This window comes from Streptomyces sp. A5-4 (assembly GCF_051131715.1).
Lineage (GTDB): Bacteria > Actinomycetota > Actinomycetes > Streptomycetales > Streptomycetaceae > Streptomyces.
Genome location: NZ_CP178591.1, coordinates 1845117 through 1862279, shown reverse-complemented (window position 1 = coordinate 1862279; position 17163 = coordinate 1845117). Strand labels below are relative to the sequence as shown.

The window sequence follows — 17163 nt, the reverse complement described above, 5'->3', positions numbered from 1 at the left end:
GGCACGCCGCGCCCCCAAGCATCGCCGCGCCCGACCGCCGGGGCCCCACCGGGGCGCGGCCCCTCTGCGTAACTGCGCCCGCCCCGCGTCGTACCCGTCGCCCGGGGCCACGCTCAGGGCGTGGCGCTCAGGAACTGCGTTGCCGCCAGCTCCCCGTACAGCGAGTCGTCCGCGACGAGTTCGGCGTGGGTGCCCACCGCCCGGACCTTCCCCGCGTCCATCACCACGATCCGGTCCGCGAGCGTCACCGTGGACAGCCGGTGCGCCACGACCAGCACGGTCGTCTCCCGCGCGGCCTCCGCCACGGCGTCGCGCAGCGCCATCTCGTTGACGGCGTCGAGCTGCGACGTCGCCTCGTCCAGCAGCAGAAGCCGCGGCTTGCGCAGCAGCGCCCGCGCGATGGCCACGCGCTGACGTTCGCCGCCCGACAGCTTGGAACCGCGGTGCCCGACGACCGTCTCCAGACCGTCGGGCAGCCGCTCGACGAGCGCGTCGAGGCGGGCCCGCACCAGCACCTCCGCGATCTCCGCGTCCGTCGCGTCCGGCGCGGCGAAGACCAGATTCTCCCGCAGGGTCCCGGCCAGCACCGGTGAATCCTGCTCGACGTAACCGATGGTCGCGCGCAGCTCGGCGAGCGGCCAGTCCCGTACGTCCTTGCCGTCGACCAGGACCCGGCCGCCGCTCGCCTCGTAGAACCGCTCGATCAGCCCGAAGACGGTCGTCTTGCCCGCGCCCGACGGGCCGACGAAGGCGGTCATCCCGGCCCCCGGCACCGTGAAGTCGACGCCGTGATGGACGTACGGAAGATCGTCCCGGTAGCGGAAGGTGACGCCTTCGAAGACGACGGAGGCCGGCTCCCGCCGGATCGGCGAGGGAGCCCCGGCCGGCTCCGCCAGGTCCTCCGTCTCCAGCTGCTCGGCCTCCAGGATCCGCGCGATCGCGGCGGACCCCACCTGGTACTGGGTGGCCGCCTCCACCAGCTGCGACACCGGCTGGATCAGGTAGAAGAGGAAGAGCAGGAACGCGATCAGCGACGCGACGGAGATCGCCCCCGACGCGACCCGCGCCCCGCCGACGCCCAGCACCGCGAGGAAGGACACCTGCACGGCCAGACCGATCGAGGAACCGGCCACGGACTGCCACTTGGCGGACCGCACGCCGTGCCGCCACGCCTGCTGCGCCGCCGCCTCGATGGTCGCGGCCTCCCGCGTCTCGGCGCCGGACGCCTTGAGCGTACGGAAGGCCCCGAAGGCCCGCTCCAGCACCGTGGATATCTCGCCGACCGCGGCCTGGGACTGCTTGGTCGCCTCGGAGATCTTCGGCATGACCAGCGCGACGCAGCCGCCGATCAGCACGATCACCGAGAGGGTGACGCCGAGCAGCACCGCGTCCATCAGCCCCATCATGACGACCGTCGCGATGAATGCCAGGCCGCCGGTGGCCGCGGAGACGATCGACTGAGTGGTGACCGCGCGCAGCAGCGTGGTGTCCGAGGTGACGCGGGACATCAGATCACCGGGCTGGGTCCTCTCCACCTCGGGCACCCGCAGCCGCAGCAGCCGGCCGATCAGATTGCGTCGGGCGGCGAGGACGACGGACTCGGCGGTGCGCTCCAGGATGTACGAGCCGACCGACTCGATCGCCGTGCCGAGGACCACCAGGGCGGTGAGCAGGACCAGGATCCCGGTGATCGACTCGTCGTCGCCCAGTCGTTCGACCAGCGCCTTGGCGGCGAGCGGCTGGGCGAGCCCGGTCGCGGCGCCGATCAGAGCGAAGAAGGCACCGAGCGCGACGACGCCGCGGTGCGGTCGGAAGTGCCGGTAGAGGGCCCGCCAGGTCTCCCCGGCGGACAGCTTGGGTGCGGGCGGTATCTCGGTGGTTTTCGCTGCGCTGCTCACGACGGAGAGGACGCGCACACGCCCTGTTCCACCTGGCAGGTCCGCCGGATCGGCCGTGTCCGGCAGATCCGCCGGATCAGCCGCGTACGCCGCACAGGTGCAGCAGCGCCGCGACCCGCCGGTACGGATCCGTGCGCCCGCCCCGGTCCTCCAGCGCCAGCACCCGCTCCAGCTCCTCCGCCGTCGGCTGCGCGTCGTTGGCGGCACCCTCGACGTTGTCGGTGAAGACCCGTACGCCGTACCAGGCGTGCAGGGGAGCGGCGATTCCGGCGAGGGTCGCCGTCAGGGCGTCGAGGCGGTCGGCGCGCACCTGGAGACCGAGCCGGTTGGTGTACGTGTCGGTCTCGAAGGCCGTCAGCGCCCCCGACCAGTCCCCGGCGAGCCCGGGTCGCATCGCGAGTGCGTCGGCGTTGCGTACGAGCAGGGAGAGCAGGCCGCCGGGGGCCAGCATCCGGGCCAGGCCCGCCACCAGTGCGTCGGGCTCCTGGACGTACATCAGCACGCCGTGGCACAGCACCACGTCGAAGCTGCCGGGCAGGAAGTGCACTCCGGTGTCGCGACCGTCGCCCTCGATCAGACGCACCCGGTCGCGGATGCCCGCGGGCTCGCCGTCGAGTGCCTCGCGCGCGGCGAGGAGCATCTTCGAGTCGGATTCCAGGCCGGTCACCTTGTGCCCGGCCCGGGCCAGGCGCAGCGCCTGGGTGCCCTGGCCCATGCCGACGTCGAGAACGGCGAGCCGTCGGCCCACCGGGAAACGGGCCGATATCTGCTCGTCGAGCTGGCGCGCGACCAACTCCTGGCGGACCGCGTTGCGCAGCCCGCCGAGACCCTTCAGCCAGGTGGCCGAAGCGCCTTTGAACCCGGAGACGCCGGGTCCGGAGGCCTCGGGTCCCGGGACACGGGGCCCGGAAGCGTCCGCCCCGGGCCCGCGGGGTCCGGGAACGCCCGCGTCCGAGGCATTCGCCGCGAACACCGGCGCCTCGGAAACGCCCGCCCCGGAAGCGTCCGCTTCAGCTGGGCCCGCCGCGTTGGAAACATCCGCGCTCAGGGTCGTTCCCCGCGCTTGACCTGGGGCTTCGGCAGCCTCAGCCGGCGCATCTGGAGCGTGCGCATCAGGCCGTAGGCGACAGCGCCGCGCTTGGGCTCGTTCGGGAAGCGCTCCTTGAGCTGCTTCTTGAGCCTGATGACGAGGCCGACCGAGTCGACGACGATCATCACGATGACACCGAGCCACAGCAGCAGCGAGATGTTCTGCACGTTGCCGACGCGGATCATGCTGAGCACCAGGATGATCACCGCGAGCGGCAGGAAGTACTCGGCGACACAGAAACGGGAGTCGACGAAGTCGCGCACGAAGCGGCGCACCGGCCCCTTGTCGCGGGCCGGCAGATAGCGCTCGTCCCCGCTCGCCAGTGCCTCCCGCTGCTTAGCCAGGTCCACGCGCCGGGCTTCACGCTGGCGCTTCATCGCCTCCTTGCGGTTCGTCGGGGCTGCGACGCTCCGGCGCTGCGACTGTGCGACAGCGCGCTTCGGAGTGGCGCGGCCCTTCGGGGCCTGCGGGTCACGGGTCTGCTTGGAGAGGTCCGCCTGCACCTTGTCGGTGGGGGCCTTCTCTTCTTTGGAGCGGCTACGGAACACAAAACCCAAGGGTACGGGGTGCGGCGCGGGGGCCACAGCCCGGCGGGGAACGATCCGGCAACGGTCACCCGCCCCGACCGGTTCCCCCACTCCTCCCCCGACTGTTCCCTACTCCCTACGCCCGAGTCCGGCGGGCGACAGTCGTTCTGGAGGAGGAGCACATCCGCGCTGGAACAGTGCGGTAATGGATGCAGGGCCCGTACTGTGGGTTCAAGTGCTGGAGCTGGAGTCCGTCAGAAGGGGGCGCGCGAAGCCCATGAGCGGTGTCATGAAGCGTATGGGAATGATCTTCCGCGCGAAGGCCAACAAGGCCCTCGACAGGGCCGAGGACCCGCGCGAAACTCTCGACTATTCGTACCAGAAGCAGCTTGAACTGCTTCAGAAGGTACGCCGTGGGGTCGCCGATGTGGCGACTTCGCGCAAGCGCCTGGAGCTGCAGCTCAATCAGCTGCAGGGACAGTCCTCCAAGTTGGAGGACCAGGGACGCAAGGCGCTCGCGCTCGGCCGGGAGGACCTCGCCCGTGAGGCGTTGTCCCGTCGTGCCGCGTTGCAGCAGCAGGTCACCGACCTGGAGACGCAGCACCACACGCTCCAGGGCGAGGAGGAGAAGCTGACGCTCGCCGCGCAGCGCCTCCAGGCCAAGGTCGACGCCTTCCGTACGAAGAAGGAAACGATCAAGGCCACGTACACCGCCGCGCAGGCGCAGACCCGGATCGGGGAGGCCTTCTCGGGCATCTCCGAGGAGATGGGCGACGTCGGCCAGGCGATCCAGCGCGCCGAGGACAAGACCGCGCAGCTGCAGGCGCGGGCCGGTGCGATCGACGAGCTGCTGGCCTCCGGCGCCCTGGACGACCACTCCGGGCTGGCGAAGGACGACATCGCCGCCGAGCTGGACCGGCTCTCCGGTGGTACAGATGTAGAGCTGGAACTGCAGCGGATGAAGGCCGAGCTCGCGGGCGGTTCGCCGGCGAAGCCGGCCATCGAGGGCGGTCCCCAGGACGCCCAGCAGCCTTCGCCCACGCAGCACAAGTTCGACAAGCAGTAGTCCCCACTCCCGAAGGAGAGTGTCGTGATCGTACGGATCATGGGGGAGGGGCAGCTGAAGCTGGCCGACAGCCACTTCACCGAACTGAACAAGCTGGACGACGAGCTGCTCGCCGAAATGGAGAGCGGCGACGAGGAAGGCTTCCGGCGGACGCTCGGTGCGCTTCTCGACGCGGTACGCCGCCTCGGGGAGCCGCTGGCGGACGACGCCCTGGAGCCGTCCGAGCTGATCCTGCCGCCTCCCGACGCCACGCTCGACGAGGTCCGCGAAATGCTCAGCGACGACGGGCTCATCCCCGGCTGACACGCGCCACCCCTCCAGCAGCCACGACGCCCCGCCACCGGGTTCACCCGGACGGCGGGGCGTCGTGCTGCCCGGACGGCCCCGCCCCTCTCCGGCGCGGGAAGGAGTCCGTACGCCGTACCGTTGCGTGTCATGACTGCCCTCGGTACGGGCCTCTCCCGCTTCCGGCACTGGCTGCGCGCGCACCCGCTCGCGCTGGACGGTGCGCTGGCGTTCGCCGTACTGGTGACGATCCTCGTCAGCTCGTTCGCCGACCCACACGGCCCCAACGGCCCGACCTTCGGCACCCGCACCCCCGAGATCCGCAGCGTCGCCCTGATGGTGCTCAGCGCCGCCGCTCTCGTCTTCAGGCGCCGCGACTCCATGGCCGTGCTCGCCTTCACCGGCGCCGTCGCACTCGTCGAACTCGTCGTGGGCGACCCGCCCGCCCCCGTCGCGATGAGCGCCGTCATCGCGCTCTACACCGTCGCCTCCCGCACCGACCGCCCCACCACGTGGCGGGTCGGCCTGCTCACGATGACCGGCCTGACGGCCGGCGCCATGTGCTTCGGCTCGGGTCCCTGGTACTCGCAGGAGAACCTCGGGATCTTCGCCTGGACCGGCATCGGGGCGAGCGCGGGCGACGCGGTGCGCAGCCGCCGCGCCTTCGTCGACGCCATCCGTGAGCGGGCCGAACGTGCCGAGCGCACCCGGGAGGAGGAGGCCCGCCGCCGGGTCGCCGAGGAACGGCTGCGCATCGCCCGCGACCTGCATGACGTCGTGGCCCACCACATCGCCTTGGTCAACGTCCAGGCGGGCGTGGCCGCGCACGTCATGGACAAGCGGCCCGACCAGGCGAAAGAGGCACTCGCGCACGTACGGGAGGCCAGCCGCTCGGCGCTGAACGAGCTGCGGGCCACCGTCGGCCTGCTCCGCCAGTCCGGTGACCCGGAGGCCCCGACCGCGCCGGCCCCCGGGCTCGCCGTACTCGACGAACTCCTGGAGACCTTCCGCAACGCGGGCCTCGCCGTGGAGGTGGCCAGGCCGGACAAGGAGGTGGCCGCTCCGCTGCCCGCCGCCGTCGATCTCGCCGTGTACCGGATCATCCAGGAGGCCCTGACCAATGTCCGCAAGCACGCGGGCGCCGGTGCGAAGGCCGAGGTCAGCGTGGTGAGGGTGGGCTCGTCCGCCGAGGTCACCGTGCTGGACAACGGCACGGGCCCGGGGGAGGGCCCCACCGAGGGCAGCGGCCACGGCCTCATCGGGATGCGGGAGCGCGTCGGCGCCCTCGGCGGTGTCCTCACCACGGCCCCCCGCTACGGCGGCGGCTACCGCGTCCATGCGATCCTGCCGGTCGAGGGGCGTACCGGGGGGAACACATGACGACGGCCGAGATCATCAGGGTGCTGCTGGTGGACGACCAGGCGCTGCTGCGCAGCGCGTTCCGGGTGCTGGTGGACTCGGAGCCCGACATGGAGGTCGTCGGGGAGGCGGCGGACGGCGCCGCGGCCGTGGAGCTGGCCCGCGCGCTGCGCGCCGACGTGGTCCTGATGGACATCCGGATGCCGGGCGTCGACGGCCTCGCCGCCACTCGCATGATCAGCGAGGACCCGGAACTGGCCGCCGTGCGCGTGGTGATGCTGACGACCTTCGAGGTCGACGAGTACGTCGTGCAGTCGCTGCGCGCGGGTGCCTCCGGGTTTCTCGGCAAGGGCGCGGAACCGGAGGAGCTGCTCAACGCGATCCGGATCGCCGCGGCCGGCGAGGCGCTGCTCTCTCCGGTGGCGACCAAGGGTCTGATCGCCAAGTTCCTTGCCCAGGGCGGCAGTTCACAGGACGACGAGGACGCCGCCGCCCGTACCGAGCGGCTCTCCGCGCTGACCGTGCGGGAGCGCGAGGTGCTCGTCCAGGTCGCCGGCGGCCACTCCAACGACGAGATCGCCGAGCAGTTGGTCGTCAGCCCGCTCACCGTGAAGACCCATGTGAACCGGGCGATGGCGAAGCTCGGCGCCCGCGACCGCGCCCAATTGGTGGTAATCGCATACGAATCGGGCCTGGTGCGGCCGAGGGTGGAGTGAGGGTGTAGTCGCGACTACTCCACCTGCGGTATGCGGCGCATAAGGAAGGGCACCTGCGAGCGACGGTTGCTCCTCCCCGGATGGCAGATCGTATAGACGGACCACCGCGTCCACCTGCCTCGCACGCCACAGAAGAGAGACCCACCCATGTCCTGGCTGTCCAGATTCAGCCTCGCTCAGCGGGCCTTGATAGGCCTGATTTCGATCGTTGCGATCGTCTTCGGGGCCATCGCGATCCCTCAGCTCAAGCAGCAGCTGATGCCCACGATCGAGTTCCCGATGGTGTCCGTGCTGGCGCCCTACCAGGGCGCGTCCCCCGACGTGGTCGAGAAGCAGGTCGTCGAACCGCTCGAAAGCACCATCAAGGCCGTGGACGGCATCACGGGTGTCACTTCCACGGCGAGCGAGGGCAGCGCCGTCATCATGGCGCAGTTCGACTACGGGGACAGCGGCTCCAAGCAGCTCGTCGCCGATGTCCAGCAGGCCGTGAACCGCGCCCGCTCCCAGCTCCCGGAGGACGTCGACCCGCAGGTCGTGGCCGGCTCGACGGACGACATCCCGACCGTCCTGCTCGCCGCGAGCTCCGGCAAGGACCAGCAGGCGCTCGCCGACCGGCTGGAGCGCAGCGTCGTACCCGAGCTGGAGGACATCGACGGCGTCGGCCAGGTCGGCATCGACGGCGTCCAGGAACTGCAGGTCGCCGTCACCCCCGACGACAGGAAGCTGGCCGCGGCCGGGCTCGACGCCGGCACGCTCGGCCAGGCCCTCCAGGCGGGCGGCGCCACCCTCCCGGCCGGCTCCTTCGCCGAGGACGGCAAGAGCCGCACGGTCCAGGTCGGCGGCGGCTACACGTCGCTGAAGCAGATCGAGGACCTGCGCGTCAGCGCTCCCCCCGCCGGCCAGGGCAAGCCCCCGAAGCCGGTACGCCTCGGTGACGTGGCCACCGTCGAGGAGCAGCCCTCCACCGCGGTCTCCATCACCCGGACCAACGGCAAGCCCAGCCTGTCGCTGTCCCTCACCATGGACCAGGACGGCAGCGCCGTCGCCATCTCCGACGCGGTCAAGGACAAGCTCCCCGACCTGCGCGAGAGCCTCGGCGCCGGCAGTGAGCTCACGGTCGTCTTCGACCAGGGCCCGGCCGTCTCCAAGTCGATCTCCGGGCTGACCACCGAAGGCGCACTGGGTCTGGTCTTCGCCGTGCTGGTCATCCTGGTCTTCCTGGGATCGATCCGCTCGACGCTCGTCACCGCGATCTCCATCCCGCTGTCGGTGCTTCTCGCGCTGATCGTGCTGTGGACCCGCGACCTGTCGCTCAACGTGCTCACCCTGGGCGCGCTGACCATCGCCATCGGCCGGGTCGTCGACGACTCGATCGTCGTCCTGGAGAACATCAAGCGCCACCTCGGCTATGGCGAGGAGCGCGGCTCCGCCATCATCGCCGCGGTCCGGGAAGTGGCCGGCGCGGTCACCTCCTCGACCCTCACCACGGTCGCGGTGTTCCTGCCGATCGGCCTGGTCGGCGGCATGGTGGGCCAGCTGTTCGGCTCGTTCTCCATCACCGTCACGGCGGCGCTGCTCGCCTCGCTGCTGGTGTCCCTCACCGTCGTCCCGGTGTTCTCGTACTGGTTCCTGCGCGCCCCCAAGGGCTCCGAGGGTGTCGACCCGGACGAGCTGCGCCGCAAGGCGGAGGAGAAGGAGCGCCGCAGCAGGCTCCAGCGGATGTACGTCCCGGTCCTGCGCTTCGCGACCCGCCGCCGCTTCACCAGCCTGGCCATCGCGGTGGTCGTGCTCATCGGTACGTTCGCGATGGCGCCGTTGCTGAAGACCAACTTCTTCGACCAGGGCGAGCAGGACACCCTGACCCTCAGCCAGGAGCTGAAGCCCGGCACCAGCCTGCAGGCCGCCGACGAGGCCGCCCTGAAGGTCGAGAAGGTGCTCGGCTCCATCGACACGATCAAGGACTACCAGGTCACGGTCGGCTCGTCCGGCTTCGCGGCGGCCTTCGGCGGCGGTACGGGCGCCAACCAGGCCTCGTACCAGCTGACTCTCAAGAGCGCCTCCGACGCCGAGTCCACCCAGGACCGGCTCGACGAGGAGCTCGCCAAGCTCGACGGCATCGGCGAGACGACGGTCGGCGCGGGCGGCGGCTTCGGCAGCCAGGACCTGAGCGTCGTGGTCAAGGCCGGTGACGCGGACACCCTCAAGAAGGCCTCCGAGCAGGTCCGGGACGCGGTCGCGAAGCTCGACAACGTCAGCGACGTACAGAGCGACCTGGCCACGAGCGTGCCGCGGATCTCCGTGCGGGCCAACGAGAAGGCCGCCGACGCGGGCTTCAACCAGACCACGCTCGGCGCGGCCGTCACCCAGGCGGTGCGCGGCACCACGTCCGGCAAGGCGATCCTCGGCGACACCGAGCGCGACGTCGTCGTGAGGTCCGCCAAGCCCGCGAAGACGATGGCCGAGCTGAAGAGCCTGGCCCTCGGTGCGGTCAGGCTCGGCGACATCGCCGACGTGCGGCTGGTGCCAGGACCGGTCTCCAAGACCCGGATCGACGGCGCCACCGCGGCGACGATCACGGCCAAGCCCGACGCCGACGACACGGGCTCGGTGACCACCGCGCTCCAGACGAAGATCACCGAGCTGGAGAAGAAGCTGCCCGAGGGCGCGAGCGTCGAGATCGGCGGCGTCTCCTCGGACCAGGACGAGGCGTTCGTCCAGCTCGGCCTGGCCATGCTGGCGGCCATCGCGATCGTCTTCATGCTGCTGGTGGCGACGTTCCGCTCGCTCATCCAGCCGCTGATCCTGCTGGTCTCCATCCCGTTCGCGGCGACCGGCGCGATCGGCCTGCTGCTCCTCACCGGCACCCCCATGGGCGTACCGGCGATGATCGGCATGCTGATGCTCATCGGCATCGTGGTCACCAACGCGATCGTGCTGATCGACCTGATCAACCAGTACCGCACCCAGGGCCTGGGTGTCGTCGAGGCGGTCCTGGAGGGCGGGCGGCACCGGCTGCGCCCGATCCTGATGACCGCCCTGGCGACCATCTTCGCGCTGCTGCCGATGGCACTGGGCATCACCGGCGAGGGTGGCTTCATCTCGAAGCCGCTGGCGATCGTGGTGATCGGCGGTCTGATCACGTCGACGCTGCTCACCCTGCTGCTCGTGCCGACGCTGTACGCGATGGTCGAGCTGCGCAAGGAGCGCCGCGCCAAGAAGAAGTCGGCCAAGCGCGCGGCGAAGGCGGGCGTCCCGGCCCAGTCCGAGCCGGACGCGGTCTCCGGTGAGCAGGAACCCGCGAAGGTCTGATGCACGCCTGAGTACGACAGCGCGCCCCGGCCCCCGCACAGGGGACCGGGGCGCGCCCCGGTCACGGCCCTCGGCCGCTCAGGCCTCCGGGGGGCCTGTCGGTACGGCGTGCACCTCGACCGGGTCGTTGCCAGGCTTGCCGCCGGGGCCGGGACAGGCCGAGGCCCGCGCGGCGATCTCCACGGCGCGCTCCTCGTTCTTGACGTCGACCACCCAGTAGCCGGCCAGGATGCGGCCCCGCTCGGCGGGTCCCTCGGTCACCCGCGGCTGTCCGTCGTCCGCCGCCCGCACCGTCTTGACCAGGCCGGGACCGCCAAGACCACGTGCCTCGACCAGCTCACCCGCCGAGGTGAGCTCCTGGTTGAGCGTCTCCATGTAGTCGAACATCAACTGCATGTCGTCCCGCGAGAAGGACGACATCATCACGTCCCACTGATCGGCGGGCACGTTCATCTGGATCATGTACTGCATGTCCCTCATCCCTTCGGACGGCTTACTGCTCCTGTGAAGAAGTAGACCGCCGAGAGGTCGGGAAGTCATCGGTGGCGGCGCGTGTCCGCCCAGGGAACGCCCGAGGGGCGCCCCCGGTGGCCGGGTGCGCCCCTCGGGGCCGTGCGACGTGCGACAGCGGCGGGCCGTGGCTACGGCAGCGACAGCATCCGCTCCAGCGCCAGCTTCGCGAACTGTTCGGTCTCGCGCTCGACCTCGATGCGGTTGACCAGATTGCCCTCGGCCAGCGACTCCAGCGTCCACACCAGGTGCGGCAGGTCGATCCGGTTCATCGTCGAGCAGAAGCAGACCGTCTTGTCGAGGAAGACGACCTCCTTGTCCTGGTCGGCGAACCGGTTGGCGAGCCGCTGCACCAGGTTCAGCTCGGTGCCGATCGCCCACTTCGAGCCGGCCGGGGCGGCTTCGAGCATGTTGATGATGTATTCCGTCGAGCCGACGTAGTCCGCCGCCGACACGACCTCGTTCTTGCACTCGGGGTGCACCAGCACATTGACGCCGGGTATGCGGGCGCGTACGTCGTTGACGGACTCGACCGAGAAGCGCCCGTGCACCGAGCAGTGCCCACGCCACAGGATCATCTTGGCGGCGCGCAGCTCCTCGACGGTCAGGCCGCCGTTCGGCTTGTGCGGGTTGTAGAGGACGCAGTCCTCCAGGGTCAGCCCCATGTCACGCACCGCAGTGTTGCGCCCCAGGTGCTGGTCCGGGAGGAAAAGCACCTTCTCGCCCTGCTCGAAGGCCCACTCCAGGGCCTTCTTCGCATTGGACGAGGTGCAGATCGTGCCGCCGTACTTGCCGGTGAAGGCCTTGATGTCGGCGGAGGAGTTCATGTACGAGACGGGCACGACCTGCTCGGCGATGCCCGCGTCGGTCAGGACATCCCAGCACTCCGCGACCTGCTCGGCGGTGGCCATGTCGGCCATCGAGCAGCCCGCCGCGAGGTCCGGCAGTACGACCGCCTGGTCGTCGGAGGTCAGGATGTCCGCGGACTCGGCCATGAAGTGCACACCGCAGAAGACGATGTACTCGGCCTCCGGCCTGGCCGCCGCGTCCTTGGCCAGCTTGAAGGAGTCACCGGTCACGTCGGCGAACTGGATGACCTCGTCACGCTGGTAGTGGTGGCCGAGGATGAAGACCTTGTCCCCGAGCTTCTCCTTGGCGGCGCGGGCGCGCTCCACCAGGCCCGGGTCCGAGGGGGATGGCAGGTCGCCGGGACAGTCCACGCCGCGCTCGCTCCCGGTGTCGGCCTCGCGGCCGAGCATGAGCAGGGCGAGGGGCGTCGGCTGGACATCCAGTGGCTGGGCGGTGGTCACGACACGCACCCTTTCTTCTCTGCGGACAAGCCTTTTCGTCGATTTGACGTTATCTATCATAACCCCTTCACGTCACGTTGACGATGGCGATTTCGTCGATGTGACGAATTCCCGGGGCCGTCTTCCCGTGTCCCCCCGCGGGCGTGGTGTGCGAGCATGAAAGGAAGAAGACAAAGCCCCCGGGCCCGGAATGAATCCGCGGGCCGGCGGGTTGCAACCGTCGGCAAGCAGTCCGTACAACCCGGGAGAGATGTAGATGTCCGTTCAGGACGAAAAGACCACCGTGAGTGACGGCATTCTCCTGTCCGACGCCGCCGCGGCCAAGGTCAAGGCCCTGCTGGACCAGGAAGGCCGGGAAGATCTGGCCCTGCGCGTCGCCGTTCAGCCCGGTGGCTGCTCGGGCCTGCGCTACCAGCTCTTCTTCGACGAGCGTTCGCTCGACGGCGATGTCCTCAAGGACTTCGACGGCGTCAAGGTCGTCACCGACCGCATGAGCGCCCCGTACCTGGGCGGCGCCTCCATCGACTTCGTCGACACCATCGAGAAGCAGGGCTTCACGATCGACAACCCGAACGCCTCGGGCTCGTGCGCCTGCGGCGACTCGTTCAACTAAGCCCCAAGACACGGGAAAGGCGGCGGCCCCTGGTGGGGGTCGCCGCCTTTCGCGTGCCCGGTTCGCGTCTCCAGGAGTCAGGCCCGCGGCACCGCCTTGCCCTGCTCGTCCACGACCTTGCGGTCGGCCAGCGGCTTGTCCAGCGTCACCGTCTCGGTCAGCTCCTTGGCGATCATGATGCAGGCCTTCTTCGGGTCCGGCTTCGGCTCGATGACCCGCACCTTCACCCTGCCGTCCAGCTCGGACGCCTTGGCCGCGTAGGTGCTGCACGCGCCGCCCCAGAAGTGCACCTTGAGCTTGCGCCCGTCGACGGCGTACGACTCGATGTGCTGCGCCCGGTGCTGCTCCCGCGCGGGGTCCTCGCCCTTCGGCGGGGCCGGGGTGGCGCTCTCCCGGGGCGCGGCCGGGGGCTCGGCCAGGTACTTCGGGTCCACCGCGGGATGGGTGATGGTAAACGGCTTCGCGTTACCCGCCGGATCGACCTCGAAGAGCCATGACGGCACGAGTGCCTGCCGCCCGTCGACGTACTGCGCCGCGAGGCCGAAGGTGGCGCCGTCCACGGCCACCGGCTCGGGGGAGGCGGGCACCTTCTTGCCGTCCGGCTCGCAGGGGGCCTCGGGCTTGATCTCTCCCTGGGTCTCGTCGCCGTGCGGTACGGGCGTGGCGCAACCGCCGACAGCGATCCGGCCGTTGCCCGCCGAGCCGGCCCTGTTCAGTTCCTTGAGGGCCTCGTCGGCGCTGATCACCGGATACTCGGCGCCCTTCTTCAGCTCCTTCAACTGACCGCTGCCGCCGACCAGTTTCCCGTCGGAGCCGATCTGCAGCCCGGTCGCCCAGCCGTACGTCGGCAGTCCGCCGATCTCCGGGTCGGCGTTCACCACCCGTACGGCGCCCATCAGTTGGTCCACGTCGAGCTCGGCGTCGCCCTGCCCCAGCGACTTCAGCACCGGAGCGGCGGCCTCCTTCGCGGCCTTCTCGCTGACCGGCTTCCCCTGGCCGCCGGGCGCCACCGAGCTGCCGCCGCACTTCTCGCCCTTGGCGCAGTTGTCGCCCCGACCGGGGCCGTACTGCGCGAAGGTCCAGGTGCCGGGGGCCTCCTTGTTGACCTGAAGCACCGGCCCAGCACCGTCCTTGCTGATCCCGACCTTCCAGGCTCCGCTCTCGATGCGCGGCTCGCCCGCCACCCCGAGCGCCCCGGCCAGCTTCGCCACGTCGGCCTCGGTGACCGTGCCCGAAACCCGGTACACGGAAGCGGAGTCGGGCCCGTCGGGCAGCTCGCCGTCGGCCCGGTAGGTCACCCCGTTCGGGTCGGGCTCGCCCGGCGCGATACCCGGCGCGTCGCCCTCCGTGTGGCCGTCGAGGGCCAGCGGGGGCGGATCACCGTCACGGCCAGGCGCGCTCGTGTTCTTCGGGCCCTCGGCGCCGTCCCCGGCGGTCGATGCCCAGTACGCGCCGCCGCCCCCGGCCAGCAGCACCGCTGCGGCCACCGAGGCGGCGATCAGCGGGGACCGCCGCCCCTGGGCGCTGACTGCGTCCTTGTCCGGTCGCTCGGTGCTCACCGCATCGCTCCTTCGCCTCGGCCTGTGCCGTACGCCGTCTCCCCTTCACGGGGGACACCGGTGGGACGGAGCACAGGGGCGCACGGTTCCCCGCGAGCGCCGGGGCACGGTGCTCAGCCGCCGTACTCCGACATCCCGCCCACCAGCCGGGCGGACGCCGACGGCACGGTGACGCCGTGGATCAAGGAGGCCGGCACGGGAGCGGGCGCCGCCGTCGCGGGCACCGCCCAGTGCGGGACCATGCGGGCGCAGTCGCCCCGCAGTTCCTCCAGGCCGCCGTCCAGCTCGACCGGCGCGGGGACCGTGACGCTGTGCTTCTGCATGCGAGCTGCTCCCGTGGCTTTCGGGGCCGCATCGGCGCGAACCCTCGTACTGGCACCGTAGGCAGGCAGTACTGCAGGAAAAAAGCCCTACTATCGGGTAGTTTTGCCTCTTCGTGTGAGGGCCGATGACCCGATAGCGTGAACTGTCCCCCCGTCGCCCTCCGCAGGAGCAGCCACGCCGTGCGTATCGCAGTCACCGGCTCCATTGCCACCGACCACCTCATGACCTTCCCCGGCCGCTTCGCCGACCAGCTGGTCGCGGATCAGCTGCACACGGTCTCCCTCTCGTTCCTCGTCGACAACCTCGACGTGCGCCGGGGCGGTGTGGGCGCCAACATCTGCTTCGGGATGGGGCAGCTCGGCACCGGACCGATCCTGGTCGGCGCCGCGGGCTCCGACTTCGACGAGTACCGCGCCTGGCTCGACCGGCACGGCGTCGACACCGAATCGGTGCGCATCTCCGAGGTCCTGCACACCGCCCGCTTCGTGTGCACCACCGACGCCGACCACAACCAGATCGGCTCCTTCTACACGGGCGCCATGAGCGAGGCCCGCCAGATCGAGCTCAAGAAGGTGGCCGACCGGGTCGGCGGCCTCGACCTGGTGCTGATCGGCGCGGACGACCCCGAGGCGATGCTCCGTCACACCGAGGAGTGCAAGACGCGGTCCATCCCGTTCGCCGCGGACTTCTCGCAGCAGATCGCGCGGATGAGCGGCGACGACATCCGCACCCTGCTCGACGGCGCGACGTACCTCTTCTCCAACGAGTACGAGAAGGGGCTCATCGAGTCCAAGACCGGCTGGACCGACACGGAGATCCTCGCCAAGGTCGGTCACCGCGTCACCACCCTCGGCTCGCGCGGAGTGCGCATCGAGAGTGTCGGCGCGGAGCCGATCCTGGTGGGCTGCGCGGAGGAGGACGCGAAGGTCGACCCGACCGGCGTCGGCGACGCCTTCCGCGCGGGCTTCCTCTCCGGACTCGCCTGGGGCGTCGGCCTGGAACGCGCCGCGCAGGTCGGCTGCATGCTGGCGACCCTGGTCATCGAGACCCTCGGCACGCAGGAGTACACGCTGAGCCGCGCCCGCTTCATGGAGCGCTTCGTCAAGGCGTACGGCGACGAGGCCGGCGACGAGGTCGCGGCGCACCTCCGCTGATCAGCGCGGTGCGGGTGTCATGAGCGCCGGCGGACCACATAGGCCGAGCCACGGTCCGCCGGCTCCTCACCCACGTACTCCTGCTCGCGCATCGCGCACCACGCCGGGATGTCCAGCCGCGCGGCCTCGTCGTCGGCCAGCACCGTCACGGTCCCGCCGACCGGGACGTCGCCGATCACTTTCGCCAGCTCGATCACCGGGATCGGGCACCGCCTGCCGAGCGCGTCCACGACGAGCGACACGGCAGCCTTCTCCTCGGTCCGCACTGGGGCGGCGGTCACCGGCGCGCCCAGCCGCTCGCGCACCCCGCCCACCGCGCCGGGCAGAACGTCGAGGAAACGCTCGACGTCCTGCGCGCTGGTGCCGAGCGGGAGCGACACCCGGACATTGCCCTCCGACAGCACTCCCATCGCCCGCAGCACATGGCTGGGCGTCAGGGTGCTGCTCGTGCAGGAGGAGCCGGAGGAGACGGAGAAACCGGCCCGGTCCAGCTCGTGCAGCAGTGTCTCCCCGTCGACATAGAGACAGGAGAACGTGACCAGGTGCGGCAGCCGCCGCACCGGATCGCCGACCACCTCGACGTCCGGTACGAGCTCGGGCACCCGGGTCCTGATCCGGTCGACCAGCGCCCGCAGCCGCACCGCCTCCCGGTCCGCCTCGGCCCGTACGGCGCGCAGGGAGGCCGCCGCCGCCACGATCGCGGGCAGATTCTCGAAGCCGGCCGCCCGCCCCGACTCACGCTCGTCGGCCGGGCCTTGGGGGGCGAATCGCACCCCCTTACGGACGACCAGCAGCCCGACTCCTGCCGGACCGCCCCATTTGTGGGCACTGGCGGCGAGCAGCGACCAGTCGCCCGCCACCCGGCCCCAGCCCAGCGACTGCGCCGCGTCCACCAGCAGGGGCACACCCGCCGCTCGGCACTGCTGTGCGATTTCGGCCACCGGCTGCTCGGTGCCGACCTCGTGATTGGCGGACTGCAGACAGGCCAGCGCGGTGTCCGCTCGCAGGGCGCGGGCGTACGTATCGGGGGACACGGCGCCGGTCCGGTCGACCGCCACCTCGGTCGACGTACCGCCCGCGGCCTCGTGCGCCGCCACCGAATGGAGCACCGAGGAGTGCTCGACGGCCGACACCACCAGATGACCGCCGACACGCCGACGTGCGGCGAGGGCGCCGGAGATCGCGGAGTGCACCGCGCGGGTGCCCGAAGAGGTGAAAACCAGCTCGTCGGGGCGGCAGCCCACCGCTTCGGCCGCGGCTTCCCGCGCCGCGTCGAGCAGCAGCCTGGCCCGCCGCCCCTCACGGTAGAGCCGGGCGGGATCGGCCCATCCCTCGTCCAGCGAGGCCACCAGGGCCTGTCGGGCGACGGGGTGCAGGGGGGCGGCGGAGGCGGCGTCGAAGTAGGGCACGCCACCACGCTAATCCCCGCCCCGGCGGACCGGC

The 17163-nt window shown here is 70.8% G+C and carries 15 protein-coding genes; 7 read left to right on the top strand and 8 right to left on the bottom strand.

Features of this window, described 5'->3' with window-relative positions:
• Window positions 1-113: 113 nt before the first annotated feature.
• From ACLLJJ_RS08575 to ACLLJJ_RS08565, 3 genes are all read right to left on the bottom strand, one after another.
• Entirely contained in the window at window positions 114-1898 is a 1785-nt protein-coding gene (locus ACLLJJ_RS08575) for an ABC transporter ATP-binding protein (RefSeq protein ID WP_434588677.1), read from the bottom strand.
• A 76-nt stretch (window positions 1899-1974) separates the two neighbouring features.
• A complete protein-coding gene (locus tag ACLLJJ_RS08570; RefSeq protein WP_434600342.1) occupies window positions 1975-2733 on the bottom strand; it encodes a class I SAM-dependent methyltransferase in 759 nt (252 codons plus the stop codon).
• A 209-nt stretch (window positions 2734-2942) separates the two neighbouring features.
• Window positions 2943-3536, bottom strand: coding sequence for a DUF3043 domain-containing protein (locus tag ACLLJJ_RS08565; protein ID WP_434588676.1), 594 nt, complete (start codon window positions 3534-3536; stop codon window positions 2943-2945).
• 268 nt (window positions 3537-3804) lie between these two features.
• Here ACLLJJ_RS08565 and ACLLJJ_RS08560 point away from each other — a divergent pair, with 268 nt between their 5' ends.
• From ACLLJJ_RS08560 to ACLLJJ_RS08540, 5 genes are all read left to right on the top strand, one after another.
• Window positions 3805-4581, top strand: a complete 777-nt coding sequence (locus ACLLJJ_RS08560; RefSeq protein ID WP_434588675.1) for a PspA/IM30 family protein — start codon at window positions 3805-3807, stop codon at window positions 4579-4581.
• A gap of 24 nt (window positions 4582-4605) precedes the next feature.
• Entirely contained in the window at window positions 4606-4884 is a 279-nt protein-coding gene (gene pspAA / locus ACLLJJ_RS08555; protein ID WP_283516281.1) for a PspA-associated protein PspAA, read from the top strand.
• A gap of 132 nt (window positions 4885-5016) precedes the next feature.
• Window positions 5017-6246 carry a sensor histidine kinase gene (locus ACLLJJ_RS08550; protein ID WP_434588674.1) on the top strand — a complete coding sequence of 410 codons (1230 nt, stop codon included), beginning with the start codon at window positions 5017-5019 and terminating at the stop codon, window positions 6244-6246.
• A complete protein-coding gene (locus tag ACLLJJ_RS08545; protein WP_434588673.1) occupies window positions 6243-6941 on the top strand; it encodes a response regulator in 699 nt (232 codons plus the stop codon). The genes ACLLJJ_RS08550 and ACLLJJ_RS08545 overlap by 4 nt, the downstream gene beginning before the upstream one ends.
• A gap of 147 nt (window positions 6942-7088) precedes the next feature.
• Complete coding sequence (locus tag ACLLJJ_RS08540; RefSeq protein ID WP_434588672.1) at window positions 7089-10250, top strand: efflux RND transporter permease subunit; 3162 nt, start codon at window positions 7089-7091, stop codon at window positions 10248-10250.
• Window positions 10251-10328: 78 nt separating this feature from the next.
• On the opposite strand, the gene ACLLJJ_RS08535 is transcribed toward ACLLJJ_RS08540, so the two are convergent.
• On the bottom strand, window positions 10329-10721 hold the full coding sequence (locus ACLLJJ_RS08535) for a YciI family protein (RefSeq protein WP_434588671.1): 393 nt from the start codon (window positions 10719-10721) through the stop codon (window positions 10329-10331).
• Between the two features lie 170 nt (window positions 10722-10891).
• Window positions 10892-12079: a quinolinate synthase NadA gene (nadA, locus tag ACLLJJ_RS08530; RefSeq protein WP_434588670.1), complete on the bottom strand. Its 1188-nt coding sequence runs from the start codon at window positions 12077-12079 to the stop codon at window positions 10892-10894.
• A 247-nt stretch (window positions 12080-12326) separates the two neighbouring features.
• Here nadA and ACLLJJ_RS08525 point away from each other — a divergent pair, with 247 nt between their 5' ends.
• The gene (locus tag ACLLJJ_RS08525; protein WP_283516275.1) at window positions 12327-12683 is read left to right on the top strand and encodes a HesB/IscA family protein; all 357 of its coding nucleotides are present in this window, start codon (window positions 12327-12329) and stop codon (window positions 12681-12683) included.
• A gap of 77 nt (window positions 12684-12760) precedes the next feature.
• Here the strand turns inward: ACLLJJ_RS08525 and ACLLJJ_RS08520 are convergent, their stop codons facing one another.
• Both ACLLJJ_RS08520 and ACLLJJ_RS08515 read right to left on the bottom strand, forming a co-directional pair.
• Window positions 12761-14242: a hypothetical protein gene (locus ACLLJJ_RS08520; protein ID WP_434588669.1), complete on the bottom strand. Its 1482-nt coding sequence runs from the start codon at window positions 14240-14242 to the stop codon at window positions 12761-12763.
• A gap of 113 nt (window positions 14243-14355) precedes the next feature.
• Complete coding sequence (locus tag ACLLJJ_RS08515; RefSeq protein WP_434588668.1) at window positions 14356-14565, bottom strand: hypothetical protein; 210 nt, start codon at window positions 14563-14565, stop codon at window positions 14356-14358.
• Window positions 14566-14745: 180 nt separating this feature from the next.
• Between ACLLJJ_RS08515 and ACLLJJ_RS08510 the strand changes: the two genes are divergently transcribed.
• Window positions 14746-15720, top strand: coding sequence for a carbohydrate kinase family protein (locus ACLLJJ_RS08510; RefSeq protein ID WP_434588667.1), 975 nt, complete (start codon window positions 14746-14748; stop codon window positions 15718-15720).
• A gap of 17 nt (window positions 15721-15737) precedes the next feature.
• On the opposite strand, the gene ACLLJJ_RS08505 is transcribed toward ACLLJJ_RS08510, so the two are convergent.
• A complete protein-coding gene (locus ACLLJJ_RS08505; protein ID WP_434588666.1) occupies window positions 15738-17129 on the bottom strand; it encodes a cysteine desulfurase/sulfurtransferase TusA family protein in 1392 nt (463 codons plus the stop codon).
• Window positions 17130-17163 lie beyond the last annotated feature (34 nt).